General features: G+C 66.1%; 19 protein-coding genes. 8 read left to right on the top strand and 11 right to left on the bottom strand.

What is annotated here, in order from left to right:
- Position 1 precedes the first annotated feature (1 nt).
- Positions 2 to 1,153, bottom strand: a complete 1,152-nt coding sequence (gene dgoD / locus ACJ8FR_RS09320; protein ID WP_407828359.1) for a galactonate dehydratase — start codon at positions 1,151 to 1,153, stop codon at positions 2 to 4.
- The gene (locus ACJ8FR_RS09315; RefSeq protein WP_407828358.1) at positions 1,150 to 2,433 is read right to left on the bottom strand and encodes a family 1 glycosylhydrolase; all 1,284 of its coding nucleotides are present in this window, start codon (positions 2,431 to 2,433) and stop codon (positions 1,150 to 1,152) included. The genes dgoD and ACJ8FR_RS09315 overlap by 4 nt, the downstream gene beginning before the upstream one ends.
- A gap of 122 nt (positions 2,434 to 2,555) precedes the next feature.
- Here ACJ8FR_RS09315 and ACJ8FR_RS09310 point away from each other — a divergent pair, with 122 nt between their 5' ends.
- From ACJ8FR_RS09310 to ACJ8FR_RS09295, 4 genes are all read left to right on the top strand, one after another.
- Positions 2,556 to 3,437 carry a 2-dehydro-3-deoxygalactonokinase gene (locus ACJ8FR_RS09310; protein ID WP_407828357.1) on the top strand — a complete coding sequence of 294 codons (882 nt, stop codon included), beginning with the start codon at positions 2,556 to 2,558 and terminating at the stop codon, positions 3,435 to 3,437.
- 1 nt (position 3,438) lies between these two features.
- The gene (locus ACJ8FR_RS09305; RefSeq protein ID WP_407828356.1) at positions 3,439 to 4,065 is read left to right on the top strand and encodes a 2-dehydro-3-deoxy-6-phosphogalactonate aldolase; all 627 of its coding nucleotides are present in this window, start codon (positions 3,439 to 3,441) and stop codon (positions 4,063 to 4,065) included.
- Positions 4,062 to 4,991 carry a Gfo/Idh/MocA family protein gene (locus tag ACJ8FR_RS09300; protein ID WP_407828355.1) on the top strand — a complete coding sequence of 310 codons (930 nt, stop codon included), beginning with the start codon at positions 4,062 to 4,064 and terminating at the stop codon, positions 4,989 to 4,991. The genes ACJ8FR_RS09305 and ACJ8FR_RS09300 overlap by 4 nt, the downstream gene beginning before the upstream one ends.
- Before the next feature lie 77 nt (positions 4,992 to 5,068).
- Positions 5,069 to 5,815, top strand: coding sequence for a Crp/Fnr family transcriptional regulator (locus tag ACJ8FR_RS09295; RefSeq protein ID WP_407828354.1), 747 nt, complete (start codon positions 5,069 to 5,071; stop codon positions 5,813 to 5,815).
- A 3-nt stretch (positions 5,816 to 5,818) separates the two neighbouring features.
- On the opposite strand, the gene ACJ8FR_RS09290 is transcribed toward ACJ8FR_RS09295, so the two are convergent.
- Positions 5,819 to 6,304: a hypothetical protein gene (locus tag ACJ8FR_RS09290; RefSeq protein WP_407828353.1), complete on the bottom strand. Its 486-nt coding sequence runs from the start codon at positions 6,302 to 6,304 to the stop codon at positions 5,819 to 5,821.
- A gap of 48 nt (positions 6,305 to 6,352) precedes the next feature.
- A complete protein-coding gene (gene pyrC, locus ACJ8FR_RS09285) occupies positions 6,353 to 7,369 on the bottom strand; it encodes a dihydroorotase (protein ID WP_407828352.1) in 1,017 nt (338 codons plus the stop codon).
- Positions 7,370 to 7,392: 23 nt separating this feature from the next.
- Between pyrC and ACJ8FR_RS09280 the strand changes: the two genes are divergently transcribed.
- Complete coding sequence (locus tag ACJ8FR_RS09280; protein WP_407828351.1) at positions 7,393 to 8,115, top strand: YgfZ/GcvT domain-containing protein; 723 nt, start codon at positions 7,393 to 7,395, stop codon at positions 8,113 to 8,115.
- Here the strand turns inward: ACJ8FR_RS09280 and ACJ8FR_RS09275 are convergent.
- The 3 genes from ACJ8FR_RS09275 to acnA are packed head-to-tail and all read right to left on the bottom strand — an operon-like array spanning position 8,097 to position 11,676.
- Positions 8,097 to 8,771 carry a cyclase family protein gene (locus ACJ8FR_RS09275; protein ID WP_407828350.1) on the bottom strand — a complete coding sequence of 225 codons (675 nt, stop codon included), beginning with the start codon at positions 8,769 to 8,771 and terminating at the stop codon, positions 8,097 to 8,099. The genes ACJ8FR_RS09280 and ACJ8FR_RS09275 overlap by 19 nt on opposite strands.
- Positions 8,726 to 8,998, bottom strand: a complete 273-nt coding sequence (locus ACJ8FR_RS09270) for a hypothetical protein (RefSeq protein ID WP_407828349.1) — start codon at positions 8,996 to 8,998, stop codon at positions 8,726 to 8,728. The genes ACJ8FR_RS09275 and ACJ8FR_RS09270 overlap by 46 nt, the downstream gene beginning before the upstream one ends.
- A complete protein-coding gene (gene acnA / locus ACJ8FR_RS09265) occupies positions 8,995 to 11,676 on the bottom strand; it encodes an aconitate hydratase AcnA (protein WP_407828348.1) in 2,682 nt (893 codons plus the stop codon). Before acnA ends, ACJ8FR_RS09270 begins: the two co-directional genes overlap by 4 nt.
- A 200-nt stretch (positions 11,677 to 11,876) precedes the next feature.
- Between acnA and ACJ8FR_RS09260 the strand changes: the two genes are divergently transcribed.
- Positions 11,877 to 12,062, top strand: a complete 186-nt coding sequence (locus ACJ8FR_RS09260; protein ID WP_407828347.1) for a hypothetical protein — start codon at positions 11,877 to 11,879, stop codon at positions 12,060 to 12,062.
- Positions 12,063 to 12,065: 3 nt separating this feature from the next.
- Here the strand turns inward: ACJ8FR_RS09260 and ACJ8FR_RS09255 are convergent, their stop codons facing one another.
- Positions 12,066 to 13,043, bottom strand: a complete 978-nt coding sequence (locus tag ACJ8FR_RS09255; RefSeq protein ID WP_407828346.1) for a magnesium transporter CorA family protein — start codon at positions 13,041 to 13,043, stop codon at positions 12,066 to 12,068.
- A gap of 66 nt (positions 13,044 to 13,109) precedes the next feature.
- Between ACJ8FR_RS09255 and ACJ8FR_RS09250 the strand changes: the two genes are divergently transcribed.
- Positions 13,110 to 13,661 (top strand): DUF2585 family protein, encoded by a 552-nt coding sequence (locus tag ACJ8FR_RS09250; protein ID WP_407828345.1) that lies wholly within the window; start codon positions 13,110 to 13,112, stop codon positions 13,659 to 13,661.
- Between the two features lie 3 nt (positions 13,662 to 13,664).
- Here ACJ8FR_RS09250 and ACJ8FR_RS09245 read toward each other — a convergent pair whose 3' ends face one another.
- Positions 13,665 to 15,299, bottom strand: coding sequence for a hypothetical protein (locus ACJ8FR_RS09245; RefSeq protein ID WP_407828344.1), 1,635 nt, complete (start codon positions 15,297 to 15,299; stop codon positions 13,665 to 13,667).
- Positions 15,300 to 15,560: 261 nt separating this feature from the next.
- Between ACJ8FR_RS09245 and ACJ8FR_RS09240 the strand changes: the two genes are divergently transcribed.
- Positions 15,561 to 16,076, top strand: coding sequence for an acyloxyacyl hydrolase (locus ACJ8FR_RS09240; RefSeq protein WP_407828343.1), 516 nt, complete (start codon positions 15,561 to 15,563; stop codon positions 16,074 to 16,076).
- Here ACJ8FR_RS09240 and fumC read toward each other — a convergent pair.
- Positions 16,073 to 17,482 carry a class II fumarate hydratase gene (gene fumC / locus ACJ8FR_RS09235; protein ID WP_407828342.1) on the bottom strand — a complete coding sequence of 470 codons (1,410 nt, stop codon included), beginning with the start codon at positions 17,480 to 17,482 and terminating at the stop codon, positions 16,073 to 16,075. The genes ACJ8FR_RS09240 and fumC overlap by 4 nt on opposite strands.
- Before the next feature lie 74 nt (positions 17,483 to 17,556).
- Positions 17,557 to 18,054, bottom strand: coding sequence for an SspB family protein (locus ACJ8FR_RS09230; RefSeq protein WP_407828341.1), 498 nt, complete (start codon positions 18,052 to 18,054; stop codon positions 17,557 to 17,559).
- Between the last annotated feature and the right edge of the window lie 64 nt (positions 18,055 to 18,118).

Raw genomic sequence — 18,118 nt, 5'->3', positions numbered from 1 at the left:
CCTACCATTCGGCGAAACTGCCGTCCGCGTTGCGGAAGATCGGGTTGCGCCAGCGGTGGCGGTCCTTGTCCGCCTCGCGCACCGCCGCCTCGTCGATGTCGACGCCGAGGCCCGGCCCGTCCGGCACCGGCAGATAGCCGTCGACCGGCGTCAGCGCTTCCTTGTTGGTGCAGAAGTTCAACAAATCGTGCCCGCCGGTGTTGTAGTGGATCCCCAGGCTGACCTCCTGGATCGCGTGGTTGGGCGTGCAGGCGGCGATCTGCAGGCAGGCGCCGAGCGCCAGTGGCCCCAGCGGACAGTGCGGCGCGACCGCAACGTCATAGGCCTCGGCCATCGCGGCGATCTTGCGCACCTCGAGGATTCCGCCGGCATGGCTCAAGTCGGGCTGGATGATGTCGACGCAGCCCTGCTCGAAGAACGGCTTGAACTCCCAGCGGCTGTAGAGCCGCTCGCCGAGCGCGATCGGGGTCGAGGTGTGCGCGGCGATCTCCGGCAGGCCGTCCATATTCTCCGACAGCAAAGGCTCCTCGATGAACATCAGGCCGAGTGGCTCCAGCACCTTGGCGAGCTGCTTTGCGAGCGGCCGGTGGACCCGGCCGTGGAAGTCGAGCCCGACGTCCATCCCCTGCGCCTGGGCCGCCTCGACCCGCTTCACCACCTCGTCGAACTGCTTGTTCGTGCCGATCCAGTTGAGTTCGGCGGTGGCATTCATCTTGACCGCGTTGAAGCCCTGCGCCTTGCGGCCCGCCGCGGCCTCGCCGATCTCGTGCGGCCGGTCGCCGCCGATCCACGCGTAGGAGCGGACCTTGTCGCGCACCTTGCCGCCGAGCATCTGCCACGCCGGGAGCCCGAGCGCGCGGCCCTTCAAATCCCACAGCGCCTGCTCGAGCCCGGCAAGCGCGGACATGATCACCGCTCCGCCGCGATAGAAGCCGCCGCGATAGCCGACTTGCCAGATGTCCTCGATGTTGAACGGGTCAGCGCCGATGAAGCGGTCGCGAAACGCTTCGAACACGCCCTCGACGGCCTCGGCCCAGCCTTCGAGGCTCGCCTCGCCCCACCCGACTGCGCCGTCGCCGTTCTCCACCCGCACGAACAGCCAGCGCGGCGGGACCAGGAATGTCTCGATGCGGGCGATTTTGCGCTGGTTCACGCTTGCTCCGCCTCGCTCGCCTGGGTGCCGCTGCCGCCCGGGGAGCGCCCGGCCGCGTCATCCTCCACCTCGGCCGGTTCGCCAATCTTCTTGATCGGCACCACGAGGCATACGCTTTGCGCCGGAAGGACGTTGCGCCAGTCGGCGATCAGCTGCTTGTAGGCCTTGCCGACGTTCCGGATCTTGCGGTCGAGGTCGAACAGCCCGAGCGGGTTGACGTTGCCGTTCTGCTCGCGAAGCGCGGTGTCCCAGTCGACCTGGTCGGTGAGGCTATACCAGGTGAAGCCGACGGTCGGGATTCCCACGTTGCGCAAGCGCAGGACGTTGGCCCATTCCTTCCACAGCCATTTGACGGCTTCATCGCCGTGCTGGCCTTCCCACAAATTGGTTTCGGTGTGCATCACCGGCAGGCGGTAGCGGTTGTAATATTGGCGCGTGATCTCGGCGTAGCCGAAGGTCTCGCCCGCGGCGACGGTGTGCCCATCGGCGAACACCCGGTGCTCGTTCAATTGGTAATAATCGTTGCCGAAGATGCAGTGCTGCTTGAGTCGATGGTTGAGGAACCACTCATATTCCTCGCGGTCCATGCCGTTATCGAGCAGATATTGGTACATCCCGCTGTCGACCCGCCGCCCGTAATTGAGGTCGAGCGAGAGAAAGCGCATCTGGTTCAGCACCTCGGCGCGGCCAATCGCGCCGGGCGAGTCGGCGTGGTAATATTCCGACGATTCCGACTGGATGAAGATCGCGTCGTGGCGCCGCTTGAGGATCTCGATCATCCCCATGACGTTGGCCTTCACGAGATGCTTGAGCGCGGTGACGAAGCTCGTGTCGTCCTTCTTCTGTTCGTTCCACCAGCCGTATTTGGCCGAGAAGACCGAGCAGATGAACATCTCGTTGATCGGCGTGTAAAGCTGCACCCACGGATAGCGTTCGGCGAAATCGCCGGCATAAGCGGCGAACAGCCGCGGGAAGTCCGGGTTCTGGAAATTGCCCAGCCAGTCGGGAACGCCGAAGTGGCACAGATCGACGATCGGCGTGATGTCGCGGCGCTTGAGGTCGGCGAAGGCGAGGTCGGTGAACTCCCAGTCATATTTGTTGGGGGCGAGGTACGTCTTGTGGATCGGCGGGCCGTAGCGGAGGTAGTTGATGCCGATTTCCTGGACGCAGTCGAAATCCTCGCGCCAGCGATCGTAATGGCCGCACACCGCCATCTGGTCGACGCGGGTCTTGCCATGGTTGATCGTGGGGTAGCTGTTCTCGATCCCCGTCGCGAACATGAAGTTGGCGATGGTTCAATCTCCTTGGGGCAAGCTGTCGCGCCCCACTAGCCTAGCGGGCTGAAAAGAAAACCTTGGAGCGAAGTCGCCTCGCCGCGGTTTTCGGCTATGGGCTGAAAAGCATGCGCTGGGCTGAAGGTTTCATCGCGGTCGACTGGGGTACGACCAATCGCCGCGCTTATCTGATTGACGGTTCGGGCAGCCGAGTCGACGAGTTCGAGGACGCGAAGGGCGTGCTCTCGGTTGCCGCGGGCGGCTTTCCCGCCGCCGTCGCCGAAATCCGCGCGAGGCTCGGCGACAAGCCGTTGCTCCTCGCCGGCATGATCGGCTCGAACCGCGGCTGGATGGAGGCGCCTTACGTGCCCTGTCCGGCCGGGCTCGACGATCTTGCCGGCAAGCTCGTCTGGGCCGGCGTGCGCGAGGCGATCGTCCCCGGGGTTTCCTTCCTCGGCCAGGGCCGCGCCGATGTGATGCGCGGCGAGGAAGTGCAGCTGCTCGGCGCCGTCGCGGCGGGCATCGTGGCCCGCGATGCCCTCGTCTGCCACCCGGGCACGCACAACAAGTGGGCGCTCCTCCGTGGCGGCGTCATCCATATTTTCGGTACGGTCATGACCGGCGAGCTGTTCAGCCTTCTAAAGGAGCACAGCATTCTCGCCGAGCTGCTCCAGAGACCGGTCGAGGTGAACGACGCGTTCAAGCGAGGCGTGCGCCGCGCGCTGGAGCGGGACATGCTTCCCGCCGACCTGTTCGAAGCTCGCGCCGAAGTGCTCCTCGGGCAGATGGAGAGAGACGACGCTCCCTCCTACGTCAGCGGGCTGCTCGTCGGGACCGACGTGCGGATCGGCCTGACCTGGCCGCTCGCCGCAAGAATCCCGGTCATGGGCCGAAAGGAGCTGACGCAGCTGTACGCCGCGGCGATCGGGGAGGCCGGCCGGGAGGCCATCGAGCTCGACGGGGAAGGCTGCTTCCTCGCCGGAATCAACGAAATCGCAAAGAGGATCTGACGTGAGCGCCACCGAACTGCTGCATCGCTATCTCGACCAATGCCCGCTGGTGGCAATCATCCGCGGCGTCACGCCGGATGAGGCCGAGGCCATCGGCGATGCCATCTTCGAGGGCGGCATCCGGATCATCGAAGTGCCGCTCAATTCGCCCGATCCGCTCACAAGTATCGAGAGGCTGGCCAAAAGGTTCGGCGAGCGCGTGCTGGTCGGCGCGGGCACGGTGCTCAGCGCCGACGACGTTGCCCGAGTCCGCGACCGTGGCGGACGGATCATCGTCTCACCCGACACCAATTCGGAGGTGATCTCGGCCGCGGCCGCCGCCGGGCTCGTCGCCAGCCCCGGCTATTTCACGCCGTCGGAAGCCTTCGCCGCGATCCGCGCCGGGGCGACGGCGCTCAAGCTGTTCCCCGCCGAGGGCGCCAGCCCCGCAATGCTCAAGGCGCAGCTCGCGGTCATCCCGCGCAATATCCCGATCCTCGCCGTCGGCGGGATCAAGCCGGACAATATGCGGCCGTGGCTGGATGCCGGGGCGTCCGGATGCGGCCTCGGCGGCGGCCTCTACCAGCCGGGCCAGTCGCCCGAGGAGACGCTCGCCAAGGCCCGCGCCTACGTGGACGGCCTCGGATGAAACCGATCCGCATTGCCATCCTTGGCTTCGGCAAGATCGCGGCGGATCAGCACGTTCCTGCAATCCAGGCCAATCCGCGTTTTGAGCTGGTCGCGACGTCGAGCCGGTCCGGCCACGGGGTGGCGCAGACGTTCATCGACTGGCGCGAGCTGATCCGCAGCGTCGACGGCCTCGAGGCCGTCGCCATCACCACCCCGCCGGAACCGCGCTTCGATATGGCTCGAGAGTGCATCCTCGCGGGCCTGCACTGCCTTCTGGAAAAGCCGCCGACGGCCGGCCTCGCGGCGATCGCGGAGCTCGACTGCCTCGCCCAGGCGCAGGGCGTCACTCTGTTCACCACCTGGCACGCGCAGCACAACGGCGGAGTCGACGGTGCCGCAAAGGCGCTCGCCGGCAAGCGCATCCGGTCGATGGGCATCCTGTGGCACGAGGATGTCCGCAAATGGCATCCGGGCCAGCAGTGGATCTGGGAGCCGGGCGGCTTCGGCGTGTTCGATCCGGGGATCAACGCACTGTCGATCGCGACAAAAATTTTCCCCGGCGGCCTGTTCGTCAAATCGGCGGACCTCGCCTTTCCGGAGAACGCGCAAACGCCGATCGCGGCCGAGATCGACTTCACCAGCCCCGAGGCCGACGGACCGCTCCACGCGAGCTTCGACTGGCGCCGCAGCGAGGGCGAGGAATGGACCATCGCCATCGAGACCGCCGACGGTCTTTCGGTCCGGCTCGAGGATGGCGGCGCGAAGCTGCTGATCGACGGTGCCGTCCAGCCGCGCGTGGGCCTCGCCGAATATCCGGACATCTACCGCGTCTTCGTCGATTTGCTCGACGAGCGCCGGAGCCTGGTCGACGTCGCGCCGTTCCGGCTGGTTGCCGACTGCCTGCTGATCGGCCGCCGTACGGCGGTCGAGCCGGTACGCGGCTGATGGAGCAACTTGCGCCCGCACGCATTTAGGTTCTGGGCCGCAGTCGAAACGACCACCCCGCGGCACGAGGAACCGACGTGGATGTGACAACGGACGAACTGACCAGGGCCGACGCGGCGTTCGCCGGAAATCGGCTGCTTTCCACTTTCGCGCAGGACGCACGGGCGCTGATCGAGCCCTTCGGCGAGCTGTTCGACCTCGACGTCGGCGAGACCGTCCTCAGGCGCGGTGAGCCGGTGCGCTGGAGCCTGTTCCCGGTCGGACCGACGATGGTAACGATGACCGCCGAGCTGGCCGGCGGGCGCTCGGCGGAGGTTGCATCGGTCGGCCGCGAGGGCGCGGTTGGCGGGATCGTCAGCTGCGGCCATGCCCCCGCATTCTCGCAGGCCCGGGTGCTCGTGCCCGGCCCCGCGTTTCGCGTGCCGATGACGGCGCTGGAAGATGCCAAGAGCCGCTCGCCCTTCATCTCCAACCTGTTCTGCCGCTTCTCGGACTATCTGCTCGCCCAAGTCATGCAATCGGCCGTGTGTAATTCATTCCACTCGATCCCGGAGCGGGCCGCGCGCTGGCTGCTTCACGCACAGGATCGCGCCGGCGACCGCATCGAGCTGACCCAGGAAGCCTTCGCCCGCCTGCTCGGCGTGCAACGGACGACGGTCAACGCGGTGGTCCGCGAGCTGTCCTCGGAGGGGCTGATCGCGACCGGCCGCGGGACCGTAAGCGTCGTCGACCGCGCCGGCCTCAAGCGCCGCGCGTGCGAATGCTACCAGCGGCTTCAGGACCATTTCGGAGCCGTGATCGGCGCCACCGGACGCGGCGGCTGAAACTCAATTATTGGTGATGTTCGACTTTGACTTGACCACGGCGGCAGCCGCAGCCTGCGTTGCGCCGCACAGGCCATCGGCGTTGGCCAGGGAGATCGCGGTCCAGCCGTCAGCCATTCGCTCGTTGCCCTTCATCGCCTTGACGTCATACTGAGGCTTGATTTTGCTCAGCTCCGGCGAGGCCGCGCCCCATTCCTTGACGATCTTGACCGGCGCATACTGCCGCTTGCCTGTCGCCATGCCGCTCGCCGAGTCGCGCGGCGAAATGACATAGGACGCATTCGTGACCTTGCCGACGGCGCAGACGAGCCTCAGCACGGCATCGTCGGCCGTCCCGTCGCCGTCGAGATCGCCCGCCTGAACCTTGAGGTAGAGCGGGCCGCTGGCCTCGCCCGCGACCCCGGTGATAGCCAGCGCGTGCCAATCGTCCATCGCCATGGTCTTGGCGTCGGGCGCGGCGGCCGCCGCAAGCAGCAGGAATGTCAGCATCGGATCTCCCCTTCCAAAGCAGGCGGGAGAATGCGCCTCTCCTGCCGTTCAGGCAAGCAAGCGCCAGCGCAGCGTCTCACCGGCGTGGAACGGGACGACGCCGTCGATCTCCTGCGGGACCTCGATCTCGGCGCGTTCGAGCGTGACCGTCTCTTCGTTGACCGGAAGATCGTAGAAATGCGCGCCGTTCATCGAGGCGAACGCCTCGAGCTTGTCGAGCGCGTCTTCCTCCTCGAACACCGTTGCGTAGCTTTCGAGCGCATACGGCGCGTTGAAGATGCCGGCGCAGCCGCACGCGCTCTCCTTGGCGGACCGCGCGTGGGGCGCGCTGTCGGTGCCGAGGAAGATGTTCGACCGGCCTGAAGTCGCTGCGCGGCGGACGGCGAGCCGGTGCTCCTCGCGCTTCGCCACCGGCAGGCAATAAGCGTGGGGGCGCAGACCGCCCGCGAACATCGCGTTTCGGTTGATCATCAGGTGCTGCGGCGTGACCGTCGCCGCGATCGCTCCCGTCGCGACGAAATCGACCGCGTCGGAAGTCGTGATGTGCTCGAGCACGATCTTGAGCTCCGGAAAGTCGTTCACGATGCGCACCAGCACGCGATCGATGAACACCGCCTCGCGGTCGAATACGTCGATGGCCGGGTCGGTCACCTCGCCATGGACGCACAGCACCATGCCGATCTTCTCCATCCGCGCGAGCGTCGGATAGATGTTGCGGATATCGGTGACGCCGTTCGCGCTGTTGGTCGTCGCTCCGGCAGGGTAGAGCTTGGCGGCCGTCCACACGCCCTCTGAATGCCCGCGGGCGACCTCATCGGGGTTGGTGTTGTCGGTCAGGTAACAGGTCATTAGCGGTATGAAGCGGGGGTCGGTCGCGACCAGAATGCGTTTGCGATAAGCGCGCGCAGCTTCGACTGACGTAATCGGGGGGTCGAGGTTGGGCATTACGATCGCCCGCGCGAATTGCCTGGCGGTATAGGGTGCCACGCGGATCAGCATCTCGCCGTCGCGCAAATGCACGTGCCAGTCGTCGGGCTTGCGGATGGTCAGCGTTTGCGATGCCACGCTCGGCTCCCTAGCTAAGGCGCATGGCTGGCACCACCCTGACCGACCGCGCCGTGGTCCGCGTCTCCGGCGAGGACGTGCGCGGCTTCCTCCAGGGCTTGATTACCAGCGACCTCAGTGATCCGCTGCCGGTCTGGGCCGGGCTGCTGACGGCCCAGGGGAAGTGCCAGTTCGACTTCTTCGTCTGGCCAAATGACCAAGGCTCGGGCGAAGACCTGCTGCTCGATTGCGAGGCCGAGGCCGTCGACGATCTGATCAAGCGCCTGACGATCTACCGGCTGCGCCGCCCTATCCGGATCGAACGCGATGCGTCACTTGCGGTGCACTGGTCGTCCGACGCAGAGGCTACGCGCGACCCACGCCTCGCCGCCCTTGGAAAGCGCTGGCTCGGTCCGGCCGACGACGCGGCATCCGGCTGGCTCGAACACCGCCTCCGCCTCGGCGTGTGCGAGGGCCGCGCCGAGCTCGGCGATGTCCTCTGGCTCGAATGCAACGCCGCCGAGCTGAACGGCGTCAGCTTCACCAAGGGCTGCTTCGTCGGCCAGGAGAATACCGCCCGCATGAACTGGCGGCAGAAGGTCAACCGCCGCCTGGTGGTGGTCGAGACCGACGTACCCGGCCCGCGCACCCGCATCCACTATCCCGCGCTCGGCCTCGCGGTCGAACACCGCCGCATCGACGACCTCGAGGGCGCGATCATCCCGGACTGGCTGAAAGAAGCGCTCGCTCAGCCGAGCACGGCGTAGGCGCGCACCGGGAAGGTCCCCATGCCCTTCACTTTCGGTGGCACCGCCGAGAAGTGGAACCCCTCATCCGGCACGCCGCCGAGCCCGGTCATGTGCTCGCAGATCGGAATGTTCGTGGCGAGCAGCTTGCTGTGAACCGGCCGCGCCCGCACCCGCGTGTCGTCGATATTGTTGCTGTCGATCCCGACCAGCGCAGCACCGTTCGCGACCAGCCAGTCGGCGGCATCGGCGGTGAGGAAGCTATGGTCGACCCCGTAGCGGTCGGTACGCCAGTGGCGGTCCCAGCCGGTGTGCACCAGCACGGCCTTCCCCCGCACGTCGAGGCCCGCGAACTGTGCCGCCTCCGTTCCCAGCTCCTTGTCCCACGGCCGGCGGACGACGATCGCGGGCAGGTTCGCGAGGGACTCCAGCGGCAGGTCCGCAAGGTCGATCCCGTCGGCATAGCGGTGGAACGGCGCATCGACATAGGTGCCGGTATTGGCGACCATGTCGATCCGCCCGATCTGGAAGCTCGACCCGTCGTCGTAGTTCGCGGCCGAGCTCTCGCGCGTCCAGAAATCGCAAATGTGCGGCCCGGGCAGGCCGGGATAGGTCGTCATGCCATGCTCGATCACATGGCTGAGGTCGACGATGCTCTTTTCCTGATGATCCGCCATGATGCGATCGCTCCGATCAGCAGCCATACGACATTCAACGCGGCCGAAGGCAAGGCCCGGTGCCACCAGCCGTTGAGCGCGAAACCTGCGGCGCCGAGCACGTTGATCGCCTGATAGAGCAACGATTTGCCGGTCAGCTTGCCCGTCGTGATGAGCAAATAGCCGAGCAGGATCAGCAACGCGCCGGCCCAGCCCGCGGCCTCTACGGCAATGTCGACCGGCGTCACGCCGCGGCCAGCTTCCTGAGCACGTACTGGAGGATGCCGCCCGCCTTGAAATATTCGAGCTCGTTGAAGGTATCGATCCGGCAGCGCGCGGTGAAGCTGAACTCCTCGCCGCTGTCGCGAGTCACCTTGACCTCGACATCCTGCCGCGGCTTGATCTCGGCGACGCCCTCGATCGTATATTTCTCCTCGCCGGTGAGGCGGAAACTCGCGGCATTCTCGCCGTCGCGGAACTGCAGCGGCAGCACGCCCATGCCGACCAGGTTGGAGCGGTGGATTCGCTCGAAGCTTTCGGCGATCACCGCGCGTACGTCGAGCAGCACGGTCCCCTTGGCCGCCCAGTCGCGCGAGCTTCCGGTGCCATATTCCTTGCCGGCGATGACCACGAGCGGCCGCCCGTCCTGCTTGTAGAGCATCGCCGCGTCATAGATCGGCATCACTTCGCCGGTCGGCGCGTAGCGGGTGAACCCGCCCTCGACATTGTCGAGCATGCGGTTGCGGATGCGGATGTTGGCGAAGGTGCCGCGCATCATCACTTCATGGTTGCCGCGGCGCGACCCGTAGCTGTTGAACTCGCCCCGGCTGACCTGATGCTCGAGCAAATAGCGCCCGGCCGGGCTGTCGGGCTTGATCGCGCCGGCCGGCGAAATGTGATCGGTGGTGATCGAATCGCCGAAGATCGCCAGCGGCCGCGCGCGCTCGATGTCGGTCGGCGCCGCCGCCTGCATGGTCATGCCGGTGAAGTAAGGCGGGTTCTGGATATAGGTCGATCCGGCAGGCCAGCCGTACGTCTCGCCGCCCTTGACCTCGATCTTCCGCCAGCGCTCGTCGCCGCGGTAGACGTCGGCATAGCGGCGGCGGAACATCTCCGAGTGGACATGGGCGTCGATCAGCACGCGGATCTCCTCGTTGGTCGGCCAGATGTCCCTGAGGAACACCGGCTCGCCGTTCGACCCGGTCCCGATCGGCTCGTTGATCATGTCCGACCGCACCGTGCCCTTCAGCGCGTAGGCGACCACCAGCGGCGGCGACGCCAGGTAATTGGCGCGGCAGTCGGGCGACACGCGGCCCTCGAAATTGCGGTTGCCGGATAGCACGCTGACGGCGACCAGATCGTTGTCGGCGATCGCCTTGCTGATCGGCTCGGCCAGCGGGCCTGAGTTGCCGATACAGGTCGTGCAGCCGTAGCCGACGAGGTCGAAGCCGAGCGCGTTGAGATCCTCGCTGAGCCCGCTCTCATTCAGATAATCGGTGACGACCTGGCTTCCCGGGGCGAGGCTGGTCTTGACCCACGGCTTGGCGGTCAGGCCCTTCTCGCGCGCCTTGCGGGCGACCAGGCCGGCGGCGATCAGCACCGACGGGTTGGAAGTGTTGGTGCAGCTGGTGATCGCCGCGATCGCGACATCGCCATTGCCGAAATCGAACGTCTCGCCCTCGACCGCGACGCGCGGCGCGTCGCCCTTCTGATAAGTGTCGTCGAGCTCCTGGGTGAACTGGTCGTCGACCTCGCTCAGCAGCACGCGGTCCTGCGGCCGCTTGGGGCCGGCGAGCGACGGCTCGATCGTCGCCATGTCGAGCTGCAGCGTGTCGGTGAACAACGGCTCGGGCGCCGCGGCGTCGCGCCACAGCCCCTGCGCCTGCGCATAGGCGCGGACGAGCGCAATCTCGGCCTCCTCGCGCCCGGTCAGCTGCAAATAGTCGATGGTCCGCTCGTCGATCGGGAAGAAGCCGCAGGTCGCGCCATATTCGGGCGCCATGTTGGCGATCGTCGCGCGGTCGGCGAGCGGCAGATTGTCCAGGCCCGGCCCGTAGAATTCGACGAAGCGGCCGACGACACCCTTCTGGCGAAGCATCTGGGTCACGGTCAGCACCAGGTCGGTCGCGGTGATCCCTTCCTTGAGCCGGCCGTCGAGCCGGAAGCCGACCACCTCGGGGATCAGCATGCTGACCGGCTGGCCGAGCATCGCCGCCTCGGCCTCGATCCCGCCGACGCCCCAGCCGAGCACGCCCAAACCGTTGACCATCGTCGTATGGCTGTCGGTGCCGACCAATGTGTCGGGATAGGCGACCATCTCGCCCGTCTGATCTTCGCCGCTCCACACGCAGCGCGCGATATGCTCGAGGTTGACCTGGTGGCAGATGCCGGTGCCCGGCGGCACGACCTGGAAATTGTCGAACGCCTGGCTGCCCCACTTGAGGAACTCGTAGCGCTCGCCATTGCGTTCATATTCGAACTCGACGTTCTTCTCGAACGCGCGGGGGTTGCCGAACTCGTCGACCATCACGCTGTGGTCGATCACGAGGTGAACCGGCACCAGCGGATTGATCTTCTGCGGGTCGCCGCCGAGCTGGACCATCGCGTCGCGCATCGCGGCGAGGTCGACGACGGCGGGCACGCCGGTGAAGTCCTGCATCAGCACCCGCGCCGGCCGGTACTGGATCTCGCGGTTGATCCGCCGTTCCTTCAACCAGTCGACCATCGCCTGGAGGTCGTCGCGGGTGACCGTTTCGCCGTCCTCGAAGCGCAGCAGATTCTCGAGCAGCACCTTCATCGAGAACGGCAGCCGCGACACGTCTCCGAGCGCGCCCGCAGCCTTGCCCAGCGAATAATAAGCATATCGCTTAGTCCCAACTTCCAGCGTCGAGCGGGTTTGAAGGCTGTCCTGGCCGGTCGGGTTCATCGCTGTCTTTCCGGGGCTGCGTATGAGATGGGAGCCGAGGCGCGCTTAGCAACAGGCTCGAGTGCCCGCAAACTATCGGCAAGGGCGACTTTTCTTGCGCCAGGATGAACGGGCACCGCGCCGGGCCGCGCGCCACGCCCTCGTAATCGTCTCGCGCCTGCAATAAGTTTGGTGAACGTCATGGCAGGGAACAGCGACGCGTGACCCACGATAGCGATTATTTCCGCCGCCGGGCCGCCGAAGCGCGCGCGGTCGCCTGCTCGAAGGGTGAGCCCGAGCGCGCCGAGATCGCCGGAGAGCTCGCGCTTGCCTATGCCGCTCTGGCCCGCCGCCGCGCGGCCGCGGCTGCTGAAGAGCTTCCGGCAATCCCGCTCGAGCCGGCCTGACCCTTAAATCCAGCCGCGCCTCTTGAAATAGAGATACGGCCCGACCGCGCTCGCGAACATCAGGCCGAGCGAAATCGCATAGCCGTAGTGCCAGTCGAGCTCCGGGAAGTAATGAAAGTTCATGCCATAGATTCCGGCGATCAGAGTCGGCGGAAGAAACACCACCGCGGCCCAGCTGAACAGCTTCATCGCTGCGTTCTGCTCGATGCTGATCAGCCCGAGCGAAGCGTCGAGCAGGAATTGGAGATTGTCCGACAGGTAGCTGGCGTGCTCGCCGAGCGACGTCGAGTCGGTGCTCAGGCTGGTAAGATGATGCCGCAGTTCGGCGTTTGTCACCTCGTGGACGCGCGTTGATCCTGAAAGGAAGCTCAGCATCCGCACCGTGCTGACGCTCGAATAGCGGATCTTCGCCAGCAGCGTCTGCGTCCGCCCGATGCGGGTCAACAGCGCCGTCAGCCGCGCGACCGGGATACGCCGCTGGTTCATGTCCTTGTGAAAAATCAGCGCCGATATGTCCTCGATCTCTCGGCTGACATTCTCAAGCTCGTCGGCCAGCCGGTCGATGATCGCGTCGAGCATCCTCACCAGCGCCGTGGGCGCGTCCTTGACCAGGCTGGGATCACGCCGCGCATGGTCGGCAAAGGCGTGGACCGGCTTCGGCGTCGCGTAGCGCACCGTCACCAGCCGGTTGTCGGTCAGGACGAAGCTGATCGGCGTCGTTCGCGGTTCACCGTCCTGCACGCCGTAGAGGACGCTGACGGTCATGTAGAGCGCCCCGTCGCGCTCGTAGAGCCGGCTCGACGGCTCGATCTCGGCCATTTCGCTCTCGGTCGGGACGTCCATCCGGATGCACCGCTCGACCAGCGCCTCTTCCTCGACCGTCGGCTCCTCCAGGTCGACCCATGTCGCGGTATCCGGAATCTTCTCGGCCTTCGCCTCGATGACGCTTCCGTCGCAGGCAGGACCGTAGGTTCTGAGCATGGGGGTGGTAGTTCGTCCCAACGGCCGATCTTTTCAAGGCGGACGGCTCTGCTAGCGTCGCATTCGATGTCGCGCCGTTCCTGGCTCCTCGCCTTCGCCGTCCTCGCCGCGGCGGCCGCGATCCTGCTCGCCATGGGCCGCAACCCGATCTGCACCTGCGGCACGGTCGAGCTGTGGGTCGGCACGCGTGACAGCCCGAAGACCAGCCAGATGCTCGCCGACTGGTACAGCCTCAGCCACATCGTCCACGGCCTCCTTTTCTATGCCGGGCTGTGGCTGGTCGCGCGCCGCTGGCCGGTCGGGCGGCGCTTCCTCCTCGCTTTGCTGATCGAGGCCGGGTGGGAAGTCATCGAGAACACGCCGATGGTCATCGACCGCTACCGCGCGACCACCGCGGCGATCGGCTACACCGGCGACAGCGTCGTCAACTCGCTGTCCGACATCCTGATGATGGCGCTCGGCTTTCTTCTTGCGCGCAAGCTGCCGCTGTGGGCGGCGATTGTGCTGCTGCTCGTGCTCGAGATCGTGCCGCTGTTCGTAATCCGCGACAATTTGACGCTCAATGTGATCGCGCTGATTGCTCCAAGCCACGCGATCCAGGCGTGGCAGGCCGGCTGAGGATCAGCCGACCGTCACGTTCTGGCTAGCCGACGCAATGCCGTTGGCGACCACGACGAGCGTCGAGGCCCCGGTCTCGGTCCCGGCGGGCACATCGAACATCGTCGTCACCGGCGCCGCCCCGGTCGCCACAGCCAGCGTATGTCCGTGGGTCCGCGCATAGATGACGTGACCGGTCGCGACGTTGGTGATCCGCACCAGCGGATAGTTGGTCGGAGAGCTGAACTCGTCGCCATAGGCCGCCGCCTCGCTAAGGCCGTTGAGCTGGGTTCCGGTCAGCGAATAGGTCTGGCCGCGCGTCAGCGCGGTCGGGACGCTGGTGATCGTCGGCGCCCAGCCCGCCTGCGGCCCACCGGTCGGCGTGTAGAGCCGCGCGCGGCTGGTCAGTCCCGGAGTCAGCACCAGCACCTGCCCGCTCGGCAGCGGCAGCAGGAACGTTCCCACCGCCGAGGAAGGCGGCGCCACCGTGCGGGTGAGGCTCGTTCCGTTGAATTCGTACAAGGCGTCGCTGGTCCCAGCGAGCAGGACGTTGCCGTTGACGAGCAACGCGGCGCTGGAATCGTCGGCATTGTCGCCGTTCGGGATGTCGGGTCCGGCCGTCCAGCTGCCAGCGACAGTGGCCGATGCGCCCGGATGGTAGATCGCGGTGTGCGCGGTCTGTCCGCTCGGCGCTGCCCCGGTCCAGAATACGGTGCCGTCGGGGCGCAGGATCGACGGGCCGATCTCGCCCGGCGCGATATAGGTGCCGGCCGGGCCCGGCCCGTACGTCACACCACCGACGGTCTGCGTCGGCGCCGGTCCGTAAGTGATCGGCGTGCCGGTCAGTTCGGTGAGGTTTACCGGCGTTGCGCCGTCCGACACCCAGATGCCGGTCGCGGGGATGAAGTGATAGCTTTGCGGGCTGTTGCGGACATCGGCGGTCAGCACCGCGCCGCTCGGCAGCAGGGTAAAGCCCATTTCCGCGAAATCGTTCGATGGATAGCCGGCGAAACTGACCGTCGACCACTGGTTGGTCGACGGGTCGAACCTCCACATCCGCTTCGACAATTTGTCCCCGATCAGCACGCGGCCGTCGGGCAGGGTCACGGTCGAGACGTCGCCGATATAATCGAGACCGGGCGGGGCCGGGATCATCGTCCAATGATCGGTCCGCGGGTCATAGGTCGCCGACATGTTGGTCAGCGCCGACGGCCGGAACGGGATCTGATACTCGTCGTGGTTATATTCGCCGCCGATCAACAGCAGGCGCCCGTCCGACAGGACCGATTCGGTCGTCGCCCAAGGCGAATAGCCGGCCGGCGGCGACGTGATCTTGTGCCAGGTGCCGCGGGCATAATCGCCGTTCTGGTCCGGGGTCAGGAGGTAGAAATCGCCCGCGCTAATTCCCGCGGCCGGATTGGGGTTGGCCTGGGCAAGGACGGTGCCGTCGGTCAGCAGCATGGCGAAATAGACGGGCACTGGCGGCTGGTTGACGAGCGCCTGGAGCGGCGACGGCGTCGGTGTCGGCGTGGGGGTCGGCGTAGGCGTTGGCGTCGGTGTCGGCGTGCCTCCGCCACCCCCGCCGCCCGGGTCGCATGCGCCAAGCAGCAATGCGCCCGCGGCCGCAGCCGCGGTCAGTCCAGCGTGACGGAATTTCATCGGACCCACCCTCCCCAGGTACTACGCGGCCATCGCGCGGAGGCTGCAATGGGAAATCGATAAAAGCAATGGCCGCTCGCCAGAATCTCACCGATATTTGAATGTGTTAGCTAATCGTTAGCCATTCGCGATAACCGCATGATTAATGCCTTGAAGTTAATCGCCGGTTGTTGAAGCATGGCAATGAGACTGCCAGGGCACATTGATCTGTTCGATGAGTTCTGCTTGCGACATCCGACGGCTGGGAGAAACTCATTGAAATTGATCCGGATCATCTGCGCCGCGCTGCTGACGGCGTCTGTTCCGGGCCCGGCAATGGCGGGCGAGCTGTTCGGCGGCCTCCACGTTCACGACGTCAAGACCCCGCTCGACAAATCCGGTCTCGAAAGCGGCGTCGACCTGTCGATCGGCTATCGCGGCGGCCGACTTTTCCACACTTTCCTGCAGCCCTATCTGTTCGGCGCGCTGAATACGGCCGGCAACACCGATTATGCGGCTGCCGGCCTGTCCGCGCGGTTCGGCCTCGGCGGCGGCTGGTACATTCGCCCCGGCCTGGGTCTGGCGATCCACAACGGCTCCGCCGGCAAATTTTTCCGCACCGACAAGATCGCGTTCGGCAGCCGGGTCCTGTTCGAGCCGGAGGTCGGCATCGGCACGCGCATCAACGACCGGCTGAGCATCGAAGCGAGCTGGGTCCACATGAGCCACGCGCAGCTCGAGGGTAAGGAAAACCCGGGGATCGACAATCTCGGCGCGCGCCTCAACCTGAAGCTTTAGCGGCCGAGCATTCCCTCCGGCTTGACGACGCGGTCGAAGGTCGCTTCGTCGATCAGGCCGAGCTCGATCCCCGCGTCCTTCAGCGTCTGGCCGGTCTTGTGCGCATGCTTGGCGATCGCCGCCGCATTATCGTAGCCGATCTCGGGCGCGAGCGCGGTGACCAGCATCAGCGATCGGTTCATCAGCTCGGCAATCCGTTTCTCGTCCGGCTCGGCGCCGTCGAGCATGCGTGCCGTGAAGCTTTCCATCCCGGTCGACAGCAGGTTGATCGATCGGATCACGTTGGCTGCGATGAGCGGCTTGAACACGTTCAGTTCCAAATGCCCCTGAAGCCCGCCGATGGTGACCGCGACGTGATTGCCCATCACCTGCGCCGCGACCATGGTCAGCATCTCGGCCTGGGTTGGGTTGACCTTGCCCGGCATGATCGAGCTTCCCGGTTCGTTCTCGGGCAGCTTGAGTTCGCGCAGCCCGCAGCGCGGGCCCGATCCGAGCAGGCGGATGTCATTGGCGATCTTGCTCAGCGAGACGGCGATGACGTTGAGCACGCCCGACAGCTCGACCATCGTGTCGTGCGCGGCCAGTTCGGCGAACTTGTTCGGCGCCGAGGTGAAGGGCAGCTGGGTGAGGTTCGAGACTTCCTTCGCGAATGCCTCGGCGAAGCCCTTGGGCGCGTTGAGCCCGGTACCGACCGCCGTCCCGCCCTGCGCCAGCCGCATCACCCGCGGCAGCAAGCCTTCCACCCGCGCGATGCAGTCCTCGACCTGCGCCGCATAGCCCGAGAATTCCTGGCCGAGAGTTAGCGGAGTCGCATCCTGCAAATGCGTGCGGCCGATCTTGACGATCGAGTCCCAGCGCTTGGCCTGATCGGCAAGCCGGGCATGCATCGTCTTCAGCGCGGGCAGCAGCCGCTTGTGGACCGCGCGCGCGGCGGCGATGTGCATCGCCGTCGGAAAGCTGTCGTTCGACGACTGACTCTTGTTGACATGGTCGTTGGGGTGGACCGGCGCCTTGCCGCCGCGCTTGCCGGTGACGATCTCGTTGGCGCGGCCCGCGATCACCTCGTTGGCGTTCATGTTGGATTGGGTGCCCGACCCGGTCTGCCAGATGACCAGGGGAAACTGGCTGTCGAGGTCGCCGCGCGCGACTTCGGCCGCGGCCTGCTGAATGACCTCGGCGAGCTTGGGGTCGAGCCCGCCGATGCGGGCGTTCACCCGCGCCGCGGCCTGCTTGATGAAGCCGAGCGCATGGACGATCTCCAGCGGCATCTGCTCCTTCGGCCCGAACGGGAAATTTTCGATCGACCGCTCGGTCTGCGCCCCCCAATAGGCGTCGGCGGGGACGTCTATCGGCCCAAAGCTGTCACTCTCGGTTCGGGTGCTGCTCGACATGCTGTCCTTCGTCATTGCGAGGAGCGGCAGCGACGCGGCAATCCAGTGCGACTGGATCGCTTCGCTGTGCTCGCGATGACGGCTTCCTGTTATTTTTTCCGCGTAAAGTCCACGCTGACGACGTTCGATCCGTCGTCCTTCGCCGCTGGTTCCGCAGTGGGTTCGGGCGCGTCGTTCTCGGCGACCTCATGGTCGCCGCTCGGCGCTTCATCGGCATTGGCGTGGAAGGTCAGCGCGAACTCGACCGCCGGATCGTGGAATTGGGTCACCGCCGCGAACGGCACGTGAAGCGTCGCCGGAACCCCGCCGAACGACAGCCCGACGGTGAAATCGTCGTCCTCGACCTTGAGGTCCCAGAAGCGATGCTGGATGACGATCGTCATCTCGTCGGGGAAGCGCTCGAGCAGATGCTTGGGGATCGCAACGCCCGGCGCGCGGGTCTTGAAGGTGATGTAGAAATGATGGTCGCCGGGCAGGCCGCCCGTCTGCTCGACCTCGCCAAGCACCCGCCCGACCACGGCCCGAAGCGCGTCCTGCACGATCTCGTCGTACGGAATCAGGCTTTCCGGAGGAGTCTCGTCGCTCACGCTTGCAGGTGGTAGCGGGCGGAGGGGCACGGTCAAGAAGAGTCCGCCCGCGAGCCTCGCCGGC

This window comes from Sphingomonas sp. (assembly GCF_045810705.1).
GTDB lineage: Bacteria > Pseudomonadota > Alphaproteobacteria > Sphingomonadales > Sphingomonadaceae > Sphingomicrobium.
The sequence above is the reverse complement of the archived record's forward strand: the minus strand, read 5'-3'. Positions and strand labels throughout refer to the sequence as shown.

Excerpts from the sequence above, each read along its gene's own strand:
- ACJ8FR_RS09310 (WP_407828357.1), top strand. The coding sequence starts at position 2,556 with ATGCGCTGGGCTGAAGGTTTCATCGCGGTCGACTGGGGTACGACCAAT.
- ACJ8FR_RS09250 (WP_407828345.1), top strand. The coding sequence starts at position 13,110 with ATGTCGCGCCGTTCCTGGCTCCTCGCCTTCGCCGTCCTCGCCGCGGCG.
- ACJ8FR_RS09255 (WP_407828346.1), bottom strand. The coding sequence starts at position 13,043 with ATGCTCAGAACCTACGGTCCTGCCTGCGACGGAAGCGTCATCGAGGCG.
- ACJ8FR_RS09300 (WP_407828355.1), top strand. The coding sequence starts at position 4,062 with ATGAAACCGATCCGCATTGCCATCCTTGGCTTCGGCAAGATCGCGGCG.
- ACJ8FR_RS09275 (WP_407828350.1), bottom strand. The coding sequence starts at position 8,771 with ATGGCGGATCATCAGGAAAAGAGCATCGTCGACCTCAGCCATGTGATC.
- acnA (WP_407828348.1), bottom strand. The coding sequence starts at position 11,676 with ATGAACCCGACCGGCCAGGACAGCCTTCAAACCCGCTCGACGCTGGAA.
- ACJ8FR_RS09290 (WP_407828353.1), bottom strand. The coding sequence starts at position 6,304 with ATGCTGACATTCCTGCTGCTTGCGGCGGCCGCCGCGCCCGACGCCAAG.
- ACJ8FR_RS09315 (WP_407828358.1), bottom strand. The coding sequence starts at position 2,433 with ATGTTCGCGACGGGGATCGAGAACAGCTACCCCACGATCAACCATGGC.
- ACJ8FR_RS09245 (WP_407828344.1), bottom strand. The coding sequence starts at position 15,299 with ATGAAATTCCGTCACGCTGGACTGACCGCGGCTGCGGCCGCGGGCGCA.
- ACJ8FR_RS09280 (WP_407828351.1), top strand. The coding sequence starts at position 7,393 with ATGGCTGGCACCACCCTGACCGACCGCGCCGTGGTCCGCGTCTCCGGC.
- fumC (WP_407828342.1), bottom strand. The coding sequence starts at position 17,482 with ATGACGAAGGACAGCATGTCGAGCAGCACCCGAACCGAGAGTGACAGC.